Raw genomic sequence first — 16,963 nt, 5'->3', positions numbered from 1 at the left:
CGGCAATGCCAGCGATGCAGAATGCGTCAGCCGAGCAGGAAGCTGCCCTCGATCACCGTCACGCACCGGCCGCCGAGCACGACGCTGCCCCCCTCCAGCCGGCAGTCGAGATGCCCGCCCCGCGCACTCGCCTGGAAGGCGGTGAAGCGGTCGCGGCCGAGGCGCTTCGCCCAATAGGGGACGATCACCGCATGGGCGGAGCCGGTGACCGGATCCTCGTCGACGCCGGCGCCCGGCGCGAACATGCGGCTGACGATATCGGTGTCGCGGCCGGGCGCGGTGACGATCGCCTGATGGTCGCCGGTCGCGGCGAGCGCACGCAGGTCCGGACGGACGGCGCGCACCGCCTCCTCCGATTCGAGTACGACCACGCCGTAGCCGCCTTCGCGCCACAGCGTCTCGGCGACGTTCTCGACGCCGAGCGCCGCCACCACTTCGGGCAGGGGCTTGGGCGACGGCGCCCAGGCCGGCAGCGCGAGCTCATAGCCCGCACCGGCGCGCGAGACGGTGAGGACTCCGGCGCGACGCGTGCGGAAACGGACCGCGGATCGCGCCGGATCGCGCTCGAGGAGATAATGGCCGCTCGCCAGCGTGGCATGGCCGCACAGCCGCACCTCGTGGCCGGGCGTGAACCAGCGCAGCTCGTAATCGGCATCGCCGCCGGCATCCGGGACGAGGAAGGCGGTCTCGCTGAGATTGTTCTCCGCGGCGATCGCCTGGAGCACCGCGTCGTCGAGCCAGGCGTCGAGCGGCATGATCGCCGCAGGATTGCCCTCGAACGGCTTGCTCGCAAAGGCGTCGATCTGGGCGAAAGGAAGTCTCACAGGCGTTTCCCGAACCAATGCGGCGTCACGTCCGCCTCGATCAGCGGATTGTCGGTGTCGACATGGCCTTCGGGGTCGAGGTGGATCAGCACCTCGACCTTGGGGAAGGCGTCGCGCAGCGCCCGCTCGACCCGCTCGACGATGTCGTGCGCCTGGGCGACGGTGAGGTCGCGCGCGACCTCCATGTGGAACTGCGCGAACTCGTGGCTGCCCGAGCGGCGCGTGCGGAAATCGTGGATGCCGAGCAGGCCGGGCTGGCGCGCGGCGACCTCGATATAGGCGCGGCGATCCGCCTCCGGCCATTCCTTGTCCATCAGCTGGTCGATCGCGTTGGACGAGGCCTGGAAGGCGCCCCAGGCGAGCCACAGCGCGATCGCGACGCCGAACACCGGGTCGGCGCCGGTGACGCCGAAATACTGATCGAGCGCCAAAGCCGCGATCACCGCGAGGTTGAGCAGCACGTCCGATTGGTAATGGACGTTGTCGGCCAAGATCGCGACCGACCCGGTGCGGCGGATGACGTGGCGCTGATAGGCGAGCAGCACGAAGGTGGCGACGATCGCGATCAGTGAGACGCCGATGCCGAACTCGGCGTCGGCGCCGGCCTGGGGGTTGCCGAACCGCTCGATCGCGCGCCAGGCGATGGCGGCCGCCGAAGCCGTGATCAGCGCGACCTGGAACAGCGCCGCCAGCGCCTCCGCCTTGCCGTGGCCGAAACGGTGATCGTGGTCGGCTGGCTCGGCGGCGAGCCGGACGCCGTAGAGGGTGACGAGGCTGGCGAGCAGGTCGAGCCCGGTGTCGGCAAGGCTGCCCAGCATCGCCACCGACCCGGTGTGCCACGCGGCGAACCCCTTGAGGCAGAGCAGGAAGGTCGCCATGCCGACGCTGAACAGCGCCGCGCGCGTCGCGAGCGGGATGATGCGCTTGCGTTCGCTCTCGGTCATCATGGGTATAGCAACCCTTCCGTCCAGCCTCCGCCCTCTCGAACGAACAGCCGGCGGTGATGGAGCCGGTGGGCACGATCCTCCCAGAACTCGATCCGCTCGGGCACGACGCGGTAGCCGCCCCAGTGCGGCGGGCGCGGCACATCGCCGGGAAAGCGTGCGCTCACCTCGGCGTAGCGCGCCTCGAACGTCTCTCGCACGTCGAGGGGGCGCGATTGGTCCGACGCCCAGGCGCCGAGCTGCGAATCGCGGCTGCGCGAGGCGAAATAGGCATCGCTCTCGGCATCGCTCGCGCGGCTCACCAGCCCCTCGATCCGTACCTGGCGGCGCAGCGACTTCCAATGGAACAGCAGCGCGGCATGCGGGTTCGCCTCGAGCTCCGCGGCCTTGCGGCTCTCGCGGTTGGTGTAGAAGACGAAGCCGTCCGGCCCGTGTCCCTTGAGCAGCACCATCCGCACCGACGGCCACGCATGCGCATCCGCGGTGGCGAGCGCCATCGCGTTCGGGTCGTTGGGCTCGCTCGCCTGCGCCTCGGCGAGCCAGGCGGCGAACAGGGCGAAGGGATCGTCGGCCATCGCGCGCCTTTAAACCGTCATCTTCCTCACGCCAACGATCAGTTCCGCACATGCCGGAACGACTCCCGCGCCCATGCTTTGAATCGGTCACGCAACGAAGGAGTGAGGACCGGTGGCGGCACGCGCCTATTGGCAGGGACAGATCAGGCTCGCGCTCGTCTCGATTCCGGTCGAGATTTACACCGCGACCAAGTCGGGGGCGCAGATCAGCTTCCACCAGGTCCACGAACCCTCGGGCAAGCGGATCAAGTACGAGAAGGTCGTGCCCGGCATCGGTCCGGTCGACCCCGACGAGATCATGAAGGGCTATGAGCTGGAGAAGGGCGAATATGTCCTGCTCGACCAGGACGAGATCGATGCGGTCAAACTCGAATCGAAGAAGACGCTGGAGCTCACCCAGTTCGTCGACGCCGACGAGATCGACGTGCTCTATTACGAGCGGCCCTATTTCGTGGTGCCCGCCGACGACCTTGCCGAGGAGGCGTTCATCGTGCTGCGCGAGGCGCTGCGCCGCGCGCGCAAGGTCGGGCTCGGCCAGCTCGCCATGCGCGGCCGCGAATATGTGGTGAGCCTGAAGCCCTGCGGTCGCGGCATGGTGCTGGAGACGCTGCGCTACGCCGACGAGGTCAACAAGGCGCAGGGCTATTTCCGCGATATCCCGGACGCGGAGCCGGACGAGGACCTGCTCGACCTCGCCACCACGCTGATCGAGAAGAAGACGGCGAAGTTCGATCCCAAGGAGTTCCACGACCGCTACGTCGATGCGCTGAAGCACCTCATCGAGCGCAAGGTGAAGTCGAAGGGTCGCAAGATCATCGAGGAGAAGGAGGAGAGCCGCCCGACCGGCCACAATGTCGTCGACCTGATGGCGGCGCTGAAGAAGAGCCTCGAGCGGCCGGGCCCGCCGGCGAGCCAGGGGGAGAAGAAGGCTCCGGCGCGCAAGCCCGCCGCCCGCAAACCCGCCGCCCGGAAGGCGCCGGCCCGCAAGCGCGCCTGATCGATGGAGCTCAACCCGCCGACCCCGCTGTCCGCGATCAGCTGGGACCTTGTCGTACGGCTGGTCGGCGCCGCGCTGGTGGGATTGCTGCTCGGCATCGACCGCGAGGTCCGCGGCCGCCCGGCGGGCCTGCGGACGCACGCCATCGTCTGCACCTTGGGATCGCTGGTCACCGTCTCGTCGATCGCGATGTTCCAGCAGCTCGGCGGGCAGCAGACCCGCGTCGATCCCATTCGGACGATCGAGGGTACGCTGGGCGCGATCGGGATCGTCGCCGCGGCGGTCGTGGTGATGGGGCAGGGCGGCATCCGCAACCTCACCAGCGCGGTGCATCTGGTGCTCGTCGCCGCGATCGGCATCGCGTTCGGCGCCGGCCTCTATCCGGTGGCGCTGATCGGCACCCTGCTCGCCTTCGCCCTGCTGACGCTGGCGCGGTTCATCGAGCGCAAGCCCGGAGGAGCCAGTCCCGATGCCGAAAGCTGACCCGCTCGCGAAATACAACGCCAAGCGCGACTTCGCGAAGACGGCGGAGCCCGCTGGCCGGATCGCCGAGGGCAATGGTCACCGCTTCATCGTCCAGAAGCACGATGCGACGCGGCTGCACTGGGACTTCCGGCTGGAGCTGGACGGAGTGCTCAAGAGCTGGGCGGTGACGCGCGGCCCCAGCCTCGACCCTGCGGAGAAGCGGCTGGCGGTGCGTACCGAGGATCATCCGCTGTCCTATGCCGATTTCGAGGGGACGATCCCCAAGGGCGAATATGGCGGCGGCACGGTGATGCTGTGGGACGACGGCACCTGGGCGCCGGTCGAGGGGAAGTCGGCCAAGGACCTGGAAAAGGGCCACCTCCACTTCCGCCTCGACGGCGAGCGGTTGAAGGGCGAGTGGCTGCTGATCCGCCTCAAGCCGCGCGCCAGGGAGCGGACCGAGAACTGGCTGCTGCGCAAGCTCGACGACGCCGAGGCAGGCGGCACCGACGCGCTGGTCGAGACCGGGCTGACCAGCGTGAAGACCGGGCGGACGATGCAGGAGATCGCGGAGGGCAAGAAGCCTCACAAGCTCCTCCCCGTCCCGGGGAGGAACGAAGTTACCCAAGTTCCGCCCGGTCCAGCTCGCCACGCTGGTCGACGCCGTGCCCGCCGGCAACGGCTGGCTGCACGAGATGAAGCTCGACGGCTACCGCGCGCTGATCGCAGTGGGCGGGGACAAGGCCAAGGTCTATACCCGCACCGGCCTCGACTGGACCGACAAGTTCGCGGAGATCGCCCGCGCCGCGGCGAAGCTGCCGGTCGCGACCGCGCTGATCGACGGCGAGGCCGTAGCGTTCAAGGACGGCAAGCCCGACTTCTCGACCTTGCAGGAGGCGCTGTCGGAGGGGCGGCAGGACCTGACCTTCTTCGCCTTCGACCTGCTAGAGCTCGACGGCGAGGATTTGACGCGCCTGCCGCAGATCCAGCGCAAGGAGCGGCTGCGCCCGCTGCTCGACAAGGCGGACGAGCCGCTGCGCTTCTCCGAGCATGTCGTCGGCTCGGGCGAGCAGTTGCTCGAGGCGATGTGCAGGGAAGGCTATGAGGGCGTCGTCTCCAAGCGCGCCGACGCGCCCTATCGCGGCGAGCGCACCAAGGCGTGGCTCAAGACCAAGTGCATCCGCCGGCAGGAGTTCGTGATCGTCGGCTGGACGCCGAGCGACAAGGCGAGGCGCGGCTTCCGCGCGCTGCTGCTCGCGGTGAACGGGCCGGAGGGGCTCACCTACGCCGGCAAGGTCGGCACCGGCTTCGACGGCGAGACGATGATCGACCTGCGCGAGCGGCTCGACCGCCTCGCCGCCGACACGCCGACGGTGAAGGCCCCGCGTGCCGCGACGCGGGGGGCGCACTGGGTGAAGCCGGAGCTGGTCGCCGAGATCGCGTTCGGCGAATTCACGGCCGAAGACGTCGTACGGCACGCGAGCTTCATAGGCTTGCGCGAGGACAAGAAGGCGAAGGAGGTGGTCGTGGAGAAGCCGGCACCGGTGCCGAAGACGCCCGATCTACCGATACGGATCAGCAATCCCGGCAGGGTGATCGATCCCGGCAGCAAGCTCACCAAGGGCGGCCTCGCCGACTATTACGCCGCGGTCGCGCCGATCATGCTGCCCTGGCTCGCCGACCGGCCGATCAGCCTGGTGCGGTGCCCGCAGGGCCGCGCCAAGAAATGCTTCTTCCAGAAGCACGACGCCGGCAGCTTCGGCGAGCACGTCCATCACGTCGACGTGCGCGAGAAGGACGGGTCGGTCGAACCCTATCTCTACGTCTCCGATCTCGAAGGGCTGCTGACCTGCGTCCAGATGGGGACGATCGAGTTCCACGGCTGGGGCAGCCAGGTCGCCGACATCGAGAAGCCCGACCGCATGGTGTTCGACCTCGATCCCGACGAGGGGCTCGGCTTCGCCGCGGTCAAGAAGGCGGCGGAGGACCTGAAGCAGCAGCTCGCCGACATCGGCCTCACCAGCTATCCGATGCTGTCGGGCGGCAAGGGCGTGCACGTCGTCGTGCCGCTCAAGCCGCAGGCGGAATGGCCAGCGGTCAGGAGCTTCGCCGAACGCTTCGCCCGTGCGCTCGGGGAGGCGGAGCCCGAGCGCTTCACCGCCAACATGGCCAAGGCCAAGCGCAAAGGCCGCATCTTTCTCGACTATCTGCGCAACCAGCGCGGCGCGACCGCGGTGCTGCCCTATGTGGTGCGGGCGCGATCGGGAGCGCCCGTGGCGGCGCCGGTGAGCTGGACCGAGCTCAGGGACATCGACAGTCCGGCGACCTTCACGGTGCGCGACGTCGAGCGGCTGATCGAGCGCGCCAACAGCCATGCACTGGAGCATTGGGGCGAATCCGCCCAGGTGCTGCCTGATCTTTAGGGTGGGTCGGCATTGGGCACTTAAGCCCCTCCCCTTCAGGGGAGGGGTTGGGGTGGGGCCTCGCCCCGAGCGACAGAGCCTGCCGCACTGCCCCACCCCCAACCCCTCCCCTGAAGGGGAGGGGCTTAAGACAGAGCCTCGTACCACCTGAAAGCGCACGAGCGAATTGCGCTCTGCCGCCGCTTCACCCAAATAGGCGTGGATATGGCAGATCCCTATGCAACCCTTGGAGTCGCCCGCGGCGCGTCCGAAGACGAGATCAAGACGGCGTACCGCAAGCTCGCCAAGGAGCTGCATCCCGACCGCAACAAGGACAATCCCAAGGCCGCCGAGCGTTTCGCTCAGGTGACGTCGGCCTATGACCTCTTGACCGACAAGGACAAGCGCGCGCGTTTCGACCGCGGCGAGATCGACGGCGACGGCAATCCGACGATGCCGTTCGGCTTCGGCGGCGGCCGTGCGGGCGCCGGGGCGCGGCCGGGCACCGCCGGCTTCGAGTTCAACGACGGCGGGAGCGACTTCACCGACATCTTCGAGGGGCTGTTCGGCGGCGGCGCCGCGCGTGGTGGCGGCGGCTTCACCGGCGGGTTCGGCGGATTCGGGCGCCGCGGCGCGGCCAAGGGCGCGAACGTCCCCTATCGCCTCACCGTCCGTTTCGAGGATGCGGCGACGCTCGCCCCGCAGCGGGTGACGCTGCGCGACGGCAAGACGATCGACATCAAGCTGCCCGCCGGCGTCGAGACCGGCACGCAGATGCGCCTCGCCGGCAAGGGCGAGGAAGGCCCGGGGGGCTTCGGCGACGCGATCGTCACTGTCGAGGTGCAGCCGCACCGCTTCTTCACCCGCGACGGCGACGACGTGCGGCTCGACCTGCCGGTCAGCCTGGCCGAAGCGGTATTGGGCGCCCAGGTGCGCGTGCCCACCGTCGACGGCGCGGTGATGCTGTCGGTCCCCAAGGGCTCGACCTCGGGCAAGGTGCTGCGCCTCAAGGGCCGCGGCTTCCACCGGAAAGGCGGCGGGCGCGGCGACCAGCTCGTGACGCTGATGGTCGACCTGCCGGTCGATGACGACGCGCTGGTCGAGTTCGTCCAGGGCTGGCCGGGCAAGGACCGCGGGAACCCCAGGGGCCGGATGGGCGTCTGACGGGGCGTGGCCGAGGTCTCGCCCCTTTCCCCCGAGGAGCGCGCGGAGCATCCCGAGAAGGAGCGGCGGCTCGATCGGCACCACCCGCTCGTCTCGGCCTGGGAGATCGTCAAGCGCGCGGCGATCGGCGTCTACAACGACGGCTTCATCCACGCCGGCAACCTCGCCTATCTCGCGCTGCTGACCGTCTTTCCCTTCTTCATCGTCGCCGCCGCGATCGCCTCGCTGCTGGGGCAGGGCCCGGAGACGCAGCGTGCGGTCGCCTCCTTCCTCCACGTCCTGCCGCCCGAGGTGAGCGATATCCTGCGCAAGCCGATCCGCGACGTGCTGGCGGCGCGGCAGGGAGCGGTGCTGTGGTTCGGTGCGCTCGTCGGCCTGTGGACGGTGGGCAGCTTCGTCGAGACGCTGCGCGACATCTTCCGCCGCGCCTATGGCGTGCGCGCGACGCGTGCCTTCTGGCGCTACCGGCTGGGATCGGCGCTGGTGATCATCGCCGCGGTGATCCTGGCGCTGCTGTCCCTGGTGGTGCAGGGCGTCCTGCTCGGCGTCGAGCAGTTCGTCTACCGGCTGCTGCCCCATGCCGAGGATGTCGCCCGCTGGATCGGCATCTCGCGCGCCATTCCCGGCGTGGTGATGTTCGGCGCGCTCTACATGCTGTTCCTGTCGGTGACGCCGGGCAAGTATCGCAAGTCGGCCTGCCGCAAATGGCCGGGGGCGCTGTTCACCACTGCCTGGTGGGTGGGGATCACCGCGCTGCTGCCGGCGGTGATCGCGCGCTTCACCAACTACGACCTCACCTACGGCAGCCTGGCCGGGGTGATCGTGGCGCTGCTGTTCTTCTATCTGGTGGGGCTCGGTCTCGTCTTCGGCGCCCATCTCAACGCGGCACTGGCGGAGCCGGACCTGAACGGTCTAGAAGCCGCCGAAACCAACCACAGGGAGGCGCGGACGGCGTGACCGGATTGATGCAGGGCAAGCGCGGGCTGATCATGGGGCTCGCCAATGATCGGTCGCTGGCCTGGGGAATTGCGCAGAAGCTTGCCGAGCAGGGCGCGGAGATGGCGTTCAGCTATCAAGGCGAGTCGCTCGAGCGGCGCGTGCGCCCGCTCGCCGAGCAGCTCGGGCAGGATTTCCTGATCGACTGCGACGTCTCCGACATGGCGGCGCTCGACCGCACCTTCGACCAGCTCAAGGAGCGTTGGCCGACGATCGACTTCCTCGTCCATGCGATCGGCTTTTCCGACAAGAACGAGCTCAGAGGCCGCTATTACGACACCAGCCTCGACAATTTCCTGATGACGATGAACATCAGCGTCTATTCGTTCACCGCGGTGGCGCAGCGCGCGCGGCCGCTGATGCCGAACGGCGGGTCGCTGCTGACGCTGACCTATTACGGCTCCGAGAAGGTAGTGCCGCATTACAACGTCATGGGCGTCGCCAAGTCGGCGCTCGACACCTCGGTCAAATATCTCGCGGTCGACCTGGGGCCGGAGAACATCCGCGTCAACGCGATCTCGGCCGGCCCGATCAAGACGCTGGCGGCGAGCGGGATCGGCGACTTCCGCTACATCCTCAAGTGGAACGAGCTCAACTCGCCGCTCCGCCGCAACGTGACGATCGAGGACGTCGGCGGCGCCGGCCTCTATTTCCTGAGCGACCTGTCGTCGGGCGTCACCGGCGAGATCCATCACGTCGACGCCGGCTACAACGTCATCGGCATGAAGGCCGAGGACGCGCCCGACATCGCGCTGGCCTGACGGCGCGCGCATGACCTTCGCGATCCGCAGCGCGACCGGAGGCGACGTGGCGGCGATCGACGCGCTGCTGCGCGCGTCGTTTCCCGCTCCGGACGAGGCGCGCCTCGTGCAGCGGCTCTGCGTCGACGGCGACATGGTGCTGACGCTGATCGCCGACGACGAGGATACCGGGCAGCTGGCGGGCGTCATCGCGTTCAGCCGGATGACGGTCGACATCGCCGGCCGGCCGATCGCCGCGGTCGCGCTGGCGCCGGTCGCGGTCGCCGAACGCTATCGCCGTCAGGGCGTGGCGGAGGCGCTGATCCAGGCGGGGCTCGCCCATCTCGCCGATGCCGGCATGATCCTGTGCTTCGTGCTCGGCGAACCCGCCTACTACCAGCGGTTCGGCTTTGCCGCCGATTGGGCCCTGGGGTTCGACTCCCCTTATGCCGGGGAGTATTTCATGGCCTTGCCGCTGCAGCAGGGGGCGATGCCGTGCGGCGTGCGCGGCGCGGCGGTCCATGCGCCGGCGTTCGCGGCATTGGGGGAAGCGGCGTGAGCTACAACAGCTTCGGCCATGTCTTCCGGTTCACGACCTGGGGAGAAAGCCACGGCCCGGCGATCGGCGCGGTGGTGGACGGATGCCCGCCGGGGATCGCGCTGTCGGAGGGGGACATCCAGCCCTGGCTCGACAAGCGGCGGCCGGGGCAGTCTCGCTTCACCACGCAGCGGCGCGAGCCCGACGAGGTGCGCATCCTCTCCGGCGTGTTCGAGGGGCGGACGACCGGCACGCCGATCAGCCTCCTCATCGAGAACGTCGATCAGCGTTCCAAGGACTATTCGGATGTCGCGCGCGCCTATCGGCCGGGCCATGCCGACTACGCCTATGACGCCAAATACGGCTTCCGCGATCCGCGCGGCGGGGGCCGCTCGTCCGCGCGCGAGACGGCGATGCGGGTCGCGGCCGGCGCGGTCGCGCGACTCGTGATCCCGGAAGTGATGATCCGCGGCTGGGTGGAGTCGATCGGCGGCGACGCGATCGATCCGGCCAGCTTCGATCCGGAGGAGATCGGCCGCAATCCCTTCTTCTGCCCCGACGCCGCCGCGGCGGCGCGGTGGGAGGCGAAGATCGATGCCGCGCGCAAGGCGGGATCGTCGCTCGGTGCCGTGGTCGCCTGCGAAGCGACCGGCGTGCCGCCCGGCTGGGGCGCGCCGCTCTATGCCAAGCTCGATGCCGAGCTCGCCCATGCCTGCATGGGAATCAATGCGGTCAAGGGCGTCGAGATCGGCGACGGCTTCGCCGCGGCGGCGCTCTCCGGGGAGGAGAATGCCGATGCGATGCAGCCCGGCAACGAGGGCCCGCGCTTCCTCTCCAACCATGCCGGCGGGATCGCGGGCGGCATCTCGACCGGGCAGCCGGTGCGGGTGCGCGTCGCGTTCAAGCCGACCAGCTCGATCCTGACCCCGGTCGAGACGATCACCCGCGAGGGCGAAGCGACGACGATCGCCACGAAAGGACGCCATGATCCCTGCGTCGGCATCCGCGGCGTTCCCGTAGTCGAGGCAATGATGGCGCTGGTCCTTGCCGACCAGAAACTGCTGAATCGCGCGCAATGCGGCTGAAAATGAATGGAAAATGAACGACCTGCTTGGATCAGCTAATCGTTTCGAGAGCACAATGCACGGTTAACCGAACCTTTTGCAGGACGAATTTCTGCCACAATTGGTGCTTTACGCGACGATGGTGCGTTAATTCCTCGGGTACGCCATCACGGCGTCCATGAGGGAGTAAGTCATGCGTAAAGCTACTGTTGCCAGCCTTCTGATTCTCTGCGGCTCGACGGCCGCCATCGCTCACGTTGCGTCGGCCCCGGCGGATTCGGGTGTGCAGAACTGGTCTGCCAACAACTCGACGACCCCGGACAATTCGACCACTCCGACGACGCCGGACACCACGACGCCGACGACGCCGGATACGGGTACGCCGCCGAACGCGTCGATGTAATCAGCGGGATACGGTTCCTAGTCCGCGAACGGATCGCGGACTAGGATCGTGTCCTCGCGCTCCGGGCTGGTCGAGACCAGCGCGACCGGACAGCGGATCAGCTCCTCGATCCGCCGGATATATTTGATCGCCTGCGCCGGCAGCTCCGCCCAGCTGCGCGCGCCCGCGGTGGATTCGCTCCACCCCTGCATCGTCTCGTAGATCGGCTCGACCGCCGCCTGGTCCTGCGGATGGGGCGGCAGATAGTCGAAATGCCTGTCGCCGAGCCTGTAGCCGGTGCAGATCCGGATCTCCTCGAGTCCGTCGAGGATGTCGAGCTTGGTCAGCGCGATGCCGGTGATGCCGGAGACCGCCGCCGACTGACGCACCAGCACCGCGTCGAACCAGCCGCAGCGCCGCTTGCGCCCGGTGTTGACCCCGAACTCGCGGCCGCGCGTGCCCAGATAGTCGCCGATCTCATTGTCCTGCTCGGTCGGGAACGGCCCCGAGCCGACGCGGGTCGTATAGGCCTTGACGATGCCCAGCACGAACCCGACCCGGCTCGGCCCCAGCCCCGAGCCGGCCGAGGCAGTGCCCGCAACCGTGTTCGACGAGGTGACGAACGGATAGGTGCCGTGATCGACGTCGAGCAGCACGCCCTGCGCGCCCTCGAACAGGATGCGCTTGCCGGCCGCCTGCGCCTCGTTGAGCGTCACCCACACCGGCTTGGCATAGGGCAGCACGAAATCGGCGATGTCGCGGAGCTCTGCCATCAGCGCGGCGCGGTCGACCGGCGGCTTGCCGAAGCCGGCGAGCAGCGCGTCGTGATGCGCGCACAGGCGGTCGAGCTGCAGCTCGAGATCGTCGAGATGGGCGAGATCGCACAGGCGGATCGCGCGGCGGCCGACCTTGTCCTCATAGGCGGGACCGATGCCGCGGCGGGTGGTGCCGATCTTGCCCGCGCCCGAGGCGTCTTCGCGGAGCGCATCGAGGTCGCGGTGGAGCGGCAGGATCAACGGCGCCGTCTCGGCAACGTGGAGCACGTCGGGGGTGATCGCCACGCCCTGCTCGGCGATCCGGGTCACCTCGTCGCGGAAGTGCCAGGGGTCGAACACCACGCCGTTGCCGATCACGCTCAGCGTGCCGCGCACCACGCCCGAGGGCAACAGCGCGAGCTTGTAGACCTTGCCGTCCACCACCAGCGTGTGGCCGGCGTTATGCCCGCCCTGGAAGCGCACCACCACGTCGGCGCGCTCGGCGAGCCAATCGACGATCTTTCCCTTGCCCTCGTCGCCCCATTGGGCGCCGATCACCGCGACATTTGCCAATTTCCGGGTCCTTCCAGCTTACGCGGGGGCCCTAAAGCAGCCGGCCGGAGAGGTCCATGCCCAACCGGGCAGGACGGGATCAGGCGTCGAGCGCCTCGCGGATATGAAGCGCCAGCGTCGTGACGTCGAACGGCTTGCGGAGCACGGTGCCGCCGATCGGCTCGACCGCGTCGCGGGTATAGCCGCTGGTGTAGAGCACGCGCAGCGCCGGCAGCCGCGCGCGGGCCGCCTCGGCGAGCTCGCGGCCGGTCATCTCCGGCATCACCACGTCGGTGAACAGCAGATCGGCCGCCTGTCCGTCCTCGATCAGCCTGAGTGCGGTGCCGCCGTCGGGCGCCTCGACCACGCGGTAGCCGAGATCGCTCAGCGCCTCGACCGAATAGGCGCGGACGCGCTCGTCGTCCTCGACCACCAGCACCACCTCGTCGCCGCGCGGCAGCTCGGCGCCGGCGCGGCGCAGCGGTCCCGCCGACGTCGCCGGGCCGCTGTCGCGCGGCAGCAACAGCCGGACGGTCGTGCCCGCGCCGGGCGCGGTCTCCAGCGCGACGTGACCGTCCGACTGGTGCGCAAAGCCGAACACCTGGCTGAGCCCGAGGCCGGTCCCCTTCCCGACCGACTTGGTCGTGAAGAAGGGATCGAACGCCTTGGCGGCGATCTCGTCGCTCATGCCAGTCCCGGTATCGGCGACGGCGATCTCGACATAATCGCCGGGCGCCACGCCTGCCGCAGCCGCGTCCAGCGCGCGGTTGGCCGTCGCGATGGTGAGGCGGCCGCCGCCCGGCATCGCATCGCGCGCGTTGACGGCGAGGTTGAGGATCGCATTCTCGAGCTGGCTCGGATCGGCGGTCGCGGGCCATAGGTCGCCGGCAAGCCTCGTCTCGACGATGATGTCGTCGCCGATCGTGCGGACGAGCATATCGATCATTCCGGCGATCATCGCATTGATGTCGATCACGCGCGGCGCAAGCGGCGACTGGCGCGAGAAGGCGAGCAGCCGCTGCGTGAGGGCGGCCGCGCGGGAGGCGCCGTCGCGCGCAGCCTCGACATAGCGGCCGACATCCCTCTGCCCCTGCCCCAGCCGGCGCTCCATCATGTCGAGCGCGCCGATCACCACCGCTAGCATATTGTTGAAGTCATGCGCGATGCCGCCGGTGAGCTGGCCGATCGCCTCCATCTTCTGCGCCTGGCGGAGCTGCTCCTCGGCGGCCATCAGCTGCTCGCTCCGCTCCGCGATCGCGGCCTCCAGATCAGCGCGCGATCGGGCCAGCACCTCGCGCGCCTCGACGATCTCCTGAATGTCGGTGCAGGTGCCGAACCAGCGCGTGATCCGGCCCTGCTCGTCGCGCACCGGCTGGGCGGAGGCGAGCACCCAGCGATAGCCACCGGAGGGACGATGGCGCAGCCGATATTCGACGCGGTAGGGCTCGCCGCTCGCCAGGCTGTGCTGCCACGCGGCACGCGCCCGATCGCGCTCGTCCTGGTGGACGAGGTCATTCCAGCCCTCGGTCGATCCCTCCAGCGCGCCGGTGAACGCGTACCAGCGCTCGTTGTAGAAATCGTGCCGCCCGTCCGCGAGCGACGACCACACCATCTGGTCGATCGAGTTGGCGATCGCGCGGAACTTCTCCTCGCTCTCGCGCAGCGCCGCCGCGGCATTGGCGCGGTCGGCGGCATCCCAGGCGATCTCCGCCACCGCCTCGACCAGCGCGATCTCCTCGGCGGTCCAGCGGCGCGGGATCGCCTGATTGACGAACACGCAGCCCGCCCATTGCCCATGGCGGCGGAGCGGCACGGTGATCGCCGCCGCCATCAGCCGGCCGATCGCGGCATCGCGGGTGGTGGGATCGGTGCCGAAATCGGCGACTACGCGGGTCTCGCCGACGCGATAGGCGGCAAGCCCGGCGCTGCCGATGTCCGCGAGCGCCATCCTCCCGCCGAGTGGCGGCAGGCGCTCGCTGGTCCAGCAGGCGAGGAACTCGATCTCCTGCTCGCCGGCAAGCGCGCGATAGAAGCCGACGCGGTCGACGACGAGCCGCCGCCCGAGCGCGGTCGCCGACAGCCGCATGATCGCAGCGGGCGAATCGAGCCGGCGCAGGCGCTCGGCGAGGCGGAACAGGAAGCCCTGCGCCTCGGTCGCGATCCTGAGGTCGTCGGCGGCGGCGCGGGCGCGCTCCTCGGCCTCGCGCCGCTTGGTGACATCGAAGCTGACGCCGGGGAAGCGCACCGGCCGGCCGCCGGCATCATAGACCGCCCGCCCCTGCGCCGCGATCCAGACGATCGCGCCGTCGGGTCCGAGCAGCCGATATTCCTCGTTGAACGGTGCGCCGGTCTCGATCGAATGCTCGACCGCCGCGAGCACCCGCGGCGCGTCGTCGGGATGGACCCGCTCGAAGAAGGAAGCGAGCGGGACGCCTTCGACCGCCTGCTCCGCCGGCAGGCCGTAGAGCCTGGCGAAGCGGGTGTCGGACCGCGCCAGGCCGTTGACGATGTCCCAGTCCCAGATGCCGATCCCCATCGATGCTTCGAGGGCCAGCTCGAGCCGCTCCTCGCTGGCGCGCGCCGCCTGTTCGGCCCGCGCACGGTCGGTGACGTCGGTCGCCTGGACGAAGATGTCGCTGACCTCGCCGGCGCGGTTGCGGATCGGCTGGTAGACGAAGTCGAGGATGCGCTCCTCCGGCTCGGCGCCGGGCGTGCGGATCAGCCGGACCGGCTGCGCGCTGGCACGGAAGGCCTTGCCGGTCGCATAGACGCTGTCGAGCAGGTCGACGAAGCCCTGCTCGACGACCTCGGGCAGCGCCTCGGCGACCGTCATGCCCAGGATCGGGCGATGGCCGATCAGCTCCATATAGGCGTCGTTGCCGAGCTCGAAGACATGATCGGGGCCGTGCAGCACCGCGACCGCGCCGGGCGTCTGCTGGAACAGCTCGCGCATCCGCTCGATCTCGATCCTGCGCTCGCGCTCGGCGAGCACATAGGCGGTGGTCTCGTTGCCCTGGTTGAAGACGCCGACGATCGCGCCGCCGTCGTCCCGGATCGGCGAGAGCGAGTAGTTCCAGAAGGTCTCGCGCACCGCACCGCCCCGCCGGATCGGCAGCATCTGGTCGTAGGCGGAACAGGCCTCGCCGCGGAACACGGCCGCGAACTGCGGGCCGACGATCTCCCAGATGTCCGGCCATACCTCGGTGGCCGGCCGGCCGAGGACGGCGGGATGGCGCTCGGCCAGGATCGACGCCCAGGCGTCGTTGTAGAGGAGATGGAGCTCCGGGCCCCAGTAGATGGCGGTAGGGAAGCTCGAGCCCAGGCAGATGTTGACCGCGACCCGCAGCGCATCCGGCCAGCTCTCCGGCCGGCCGAGCGGATGGCCCGACCAGTCCGCATCGCGGATTCGTGCCGCCATCTCGCCGGGATGGTTGAGAAAGGTCCGCGCGGGCATGGCCGCGGGATTGTGCCCCGCCGGCCCCATGAGTCAACCGCGCACGCTCGACATCGCCGGTCGCTGCCGCCATGGACAGAGCAGCAAGGAGAGGCGGATGAAGCTCGCAAGCCTGAAGGGCGGCCGTGACGGACGGCTGGTGGTGGTGTCGAACGATCTCGCCTGGTGCGCGGACGCGAGCGTGATCGCGCCGACGCTGCAGGCGGCGCTCGACGATTGGGATCGGGTGGAGCCCGATCTCCGGAACCTCGCCACCGATCTGGAGCATGAGACGATCCCGCGCGAGCGGTTCCACGAACGCGAGGCGGCGGCGCCCCTGCCCCGTGCCTATCAATGGGCGGACGGCTCGGCCTATGTGAACCATGTCGCGCTGGTGCGGCAGGCGCGCGGGGCGGAGATGCCGGAAAGCTTCTGGCACGATCCGCTGATGTATCAGGGCGGCTCCGACGGTTTCCTGGGCCCGCGCGACCCGATCCCGCTGGCCGACGAGAGCTGGGGCTGCGACCTCGAGGCCGAGGTGGTGGTGGTGACCGGCGACGTGCCGCTCGGCGCCTCGCGCGAGGAGGCGTTGGCGGCGGTGCGGCTGGTGGGGCTCACCAACGACGTGTCGCTGCGCAATCTGATTCCCGGCGAGCTTGCCAAGGGCTTCGGCTTCTTCCAGTCGAAGCCGGCGAGCGCCTTCTCCCCCGTGTTCGCGACCCCCGACGCGCTCGGCGACTGGTGGCGGGACGGCAAGCTCCACCGCAGGCTGATGGTCGACGTCAACGGCCAGCCGTTCGGCCGCGCGGAGGCTGGCGAGGACATGACCTTCGACTTCGGCACGCTGATCGCGCATGCGGCGAAGACACGGGCGCTAGGAGCGGGGACGATCATCGGCTCCGGCACCGTCTCCAACCGCGACGCCGACGGCGGGCCCGGCCGGCCGATCGCGGAAGGCGGCGTCGGCTACTCCTGCATCGCCGAGGTGCGGACGGTGGAGACGATTCGCGAAGGCGCCCCCAAGACGCCGTTCCTGAAGCACGGCGATACGGTCCGGATCTGGGCGGAGGACGACCGACATCACCCGATCTTCGGCGTGATCGAGCAGGTGGTCGGCGGTTAGGAATTGCCC

General features: G+C 69.3%; 13 protein-coding genes and 1 pseudogene. 9 read left to right on the top strand and 5 right to left on the bottom strand.

Annotated features, from left to right (window positions below; translation table 11 throughout):
* Nucleotides 1-26: 26 nt before the first annotated feature.
* The 3 genes from LZK98_RS03380 to pdxH are packed head-to-tail and all read right to left on the bottom strand — an operon-like array spanning nt 27 to nt 2,343.
* Nucleotides 27-824, bottom strand: coding sequence for a PhzF family phenazine biosynthesis protein (locus LZK98_RS03380; RefSeq protein WP_233784954.1), 798 nt, complete (start codon nt 822-824; stop codon nt 27-29).
* On the bottom strand, nt 821-1,768 hold the full coding sequence (locus LZK98_RS03375; protein ID WP_233784952.1) for a cation diffusion facilitator family transporter: 948 nt from the start codon (nt 1,766-1,768) through the stop codon (nt 821-823). Before LZK98_RS03375 ends, LZK98_RS03380 begins: the two co-directional genes overlap by 4 nt.
* On the bottom strand, nt 1,768-2,343 hold the full coding sequence (pdxH, locus tag LZK98_RS03370; RefSeq protein ID WP_233784950.1) for a pyridoxamine 5'-phosphate oxidase: 576 nt from the start codon (nt 2,341-2,343) through the stop codon (nt 1,768-1,770). The genes LZK98_RS03375 and pdxH overlap by 1 nt, the downstream gene beginning before the upstream one ends.
* Nucleotides 2,344-2,455: 112 nt before the next feature.
* Here pdxH and ku point away from each other — a divergent pair, with 112 nt between their 5' ends.
* From ku to aroC, 8 genes and pseudogenes are all read left to right on the top strand, one after another.
* Nucleotides 2,456-3,340, top strand: coding sequence for a non-homologous end joining protein Ku (gene ku, locus LZK98_RS03365; RefSeq protein ID WP_233784948.1), 885 nt, complete (start codon nt 2,456-2,458; stop codon nt 3,338-3,340).
* A 3-nt stretch (nt 3,341-3,343) separates the two neighbouring features.
* Nucleotides 3,344-3,823: an MgtC/SapB family protein gene (locus tag LZK98_RS03360; RefSeq protein ID WP_233784946.1), complete on the top strand. Its 480-nt coding sequence runs from the start codon at nt 3,344-3,346 to the stop codon at nt 3,821-3,823.
* A pseudogene (gene ligD / locus LZK98_RS03355) lies at nt 3,810-6,228 on the top strand (DNA ligase D). Before LZK98_RS03360 ends, ligD begins: the two are co-directional and overlap by 14 nt.
* Before the next feature lie 204 nt (nt 6,229-6,432).
* Nucleotides 6,433-7,371, top strand: coding sequence for a DnaJ C-terminal domain-containing protein (locus LZK98_RS03350; RefSeq protein WP_233784945.1), 939 nt, complete (start codon nt 6,433-6,435; stop codon nt 7,369-7,371).
* 6 nt (nt 7,372-7,377) lie between these two features.
* Nucleotides 7,378-8,328, top strand: coding sequence for a YihY/virulence factor BrkB family protein (locus LZK98_RS03345; RefSeq protein ID WP_233784944.1), 951 nt, complete (start codon nt 7,378-7,380; stop codon nt 8,326-8,328).
* Entirely contained in the window at nt 8,325-9,128 is an 804-nt protein-coding gene (fabI, locus tag LZK98_RS03340) for an enoyl-ACP reductase FabI (protein WP_233784943.1), read from the top strand. Before LZK98_RS03345 ends, fabI begins: the two co-directional genes overlap by 4 nt.
* A gap of 10 nt (nt 9,129-9,138) precedes the next feature.
* Nucleotides 9,139-9,666, top strand: coding sequence for a GNAT family N-acetyltransferase (locus LZK98_RS03335; protein WP_233784941.1), 528 nt, complete (start codon nt 9,139-9,141; stop codon nt 9,664-9,666).
* On the top strand, nt 9,663-10,730 hold the full coding sequence (gene aroC / locus LZK98_RS03330; RefSeq protein WP_233784940.1) for a chorismate synthase: 1,068 nt from the start codon (nt 9,663-9,665) through the stop codon (nt 10,728-10,730). Before LZK98_RS03335 ends, aroC begins: the two co-directional genes overlap by 4 nt.
* Before the next feature lie 399 nt (nt 10,731-11,129).
* Here the strand turns inward: aroC and LZK98_RS03325 are convergent, their stop codons facing one another.
* Both LZK98_RS03325 and LZK98_RS03320 read right to left on the bottom strand, forming a co-directional pair.
* Complete coding sequence (locus LZK98_RS03325; RefSeq protein WP_233784936.1) at nt 11,130-12,419, bottom strand: adenylosuccinate synthase; 1,290 nt, start codon at nt 12,417-12,419, stop codon at nt 11,130-11,132.
* Nucleotides 12,420-12,498: 79 nt separating this feature from the next.
* Nucleotides 12,499-15,852 carry a PAS domain-containing protein gene (locus LZK98_RS03320; protein WP_233784934.1) on the bottom strand — a complete coding sequence of 1,118 codons (3,354 nt, stop codon included), beginning with the start codon at nt 15,850-15,852 and terminating at the stop codon, nt 12,499-12,501.
* Nucleotides 15,853-15,949: 97 nt separating this feature from the next.
* On the opposite strand from LZK98_RS03320, the gene LZK98_RS03315 reads away from it, so the two are divergent.
* Nucleotides 15,950-16,954, top strand: a complete 1,005-nt coding sequence (locus tag LZK98_RS03315; protein WP_233784931.1) for a fumarylacetoacetate hydrolase family protein — start codon at nt 15,950-15,952, stop codon at nt 16,952-16,954.
* Nucleotides 16,955-16,963 lie beyond the last annotated feature (9 nt).

Origin of the sequence: Sphingomonas cannabina, assembly GCF_021391395.1 — a bacterium.
GTDB lineage: Bacteria > Pseudomonadota > Alphaproteobacteria > Sphingomonadales > Sphingomonadaceae > Sphingomonas > Sphingomonas cannabina.
The sequence above is the reverse complement of the archived record's forward strand: the minus strand, read 5'-3'. Positions and strand labels throughout refer to the sequence as shown.

What these genes read in the sequence shown, in the direction of transcription:
- LZK98_RS03335 (WP_233784941.1), top strand. Translation starts at nt 9,139, where the DNA reads ATGACCTTCGCGATCCGCAGCGCGACCGGAGGCGACGTGGCGGCGATC.
- LZK98_RS03360 (WP_233784946.1), top strand. Translation starts at nt 3,344, where the DNA reads ATGGAGCTCAACCCGCCGACCCCGCTGTCCGCGATCAGCTGGGACCTT.
- pdxH (WP_233784950.1), bottom strand. Translation starts at nt 2,343, where the DNA reads ATGGCCGACGATCCCTTCGCCCTGTTCGCCGCCTGGCTCGCCGAGGCG.
- LZK98_RS03320 (WP_233784934.1), bottom strand. Translation starts at nt 15,852, where the DNA reads ATGCCCGCGCGGACCTTTCTCAACCATCCCGGCGAGATGGCGGCACGA.
- LZK98_RS03350 (WP_233784945.1), top strand. Translation starts at nt 6,433, where the DNA reads ATGGCAGATCCCTATGCAACCCTTGGAGTCGCCCGCGGCGCGTCCGAA.
- LZK98_RS03315 (WP_233784931.1), top strand. Translation starts at nt 15,950, where the DNA reads ATGAAGCTCGCAAGCCTGAAGGGCGGCCGTGACGGACGGCTGGTGGTG.
- LZK98_RS03375 (WP_233784952.1), bottom strand. Translation starts at nt 1,768, where the DNA reads ATGACCGAGAGCGAACGCAAGCGCATCATCCCGCTCGCGACGCGCGCG.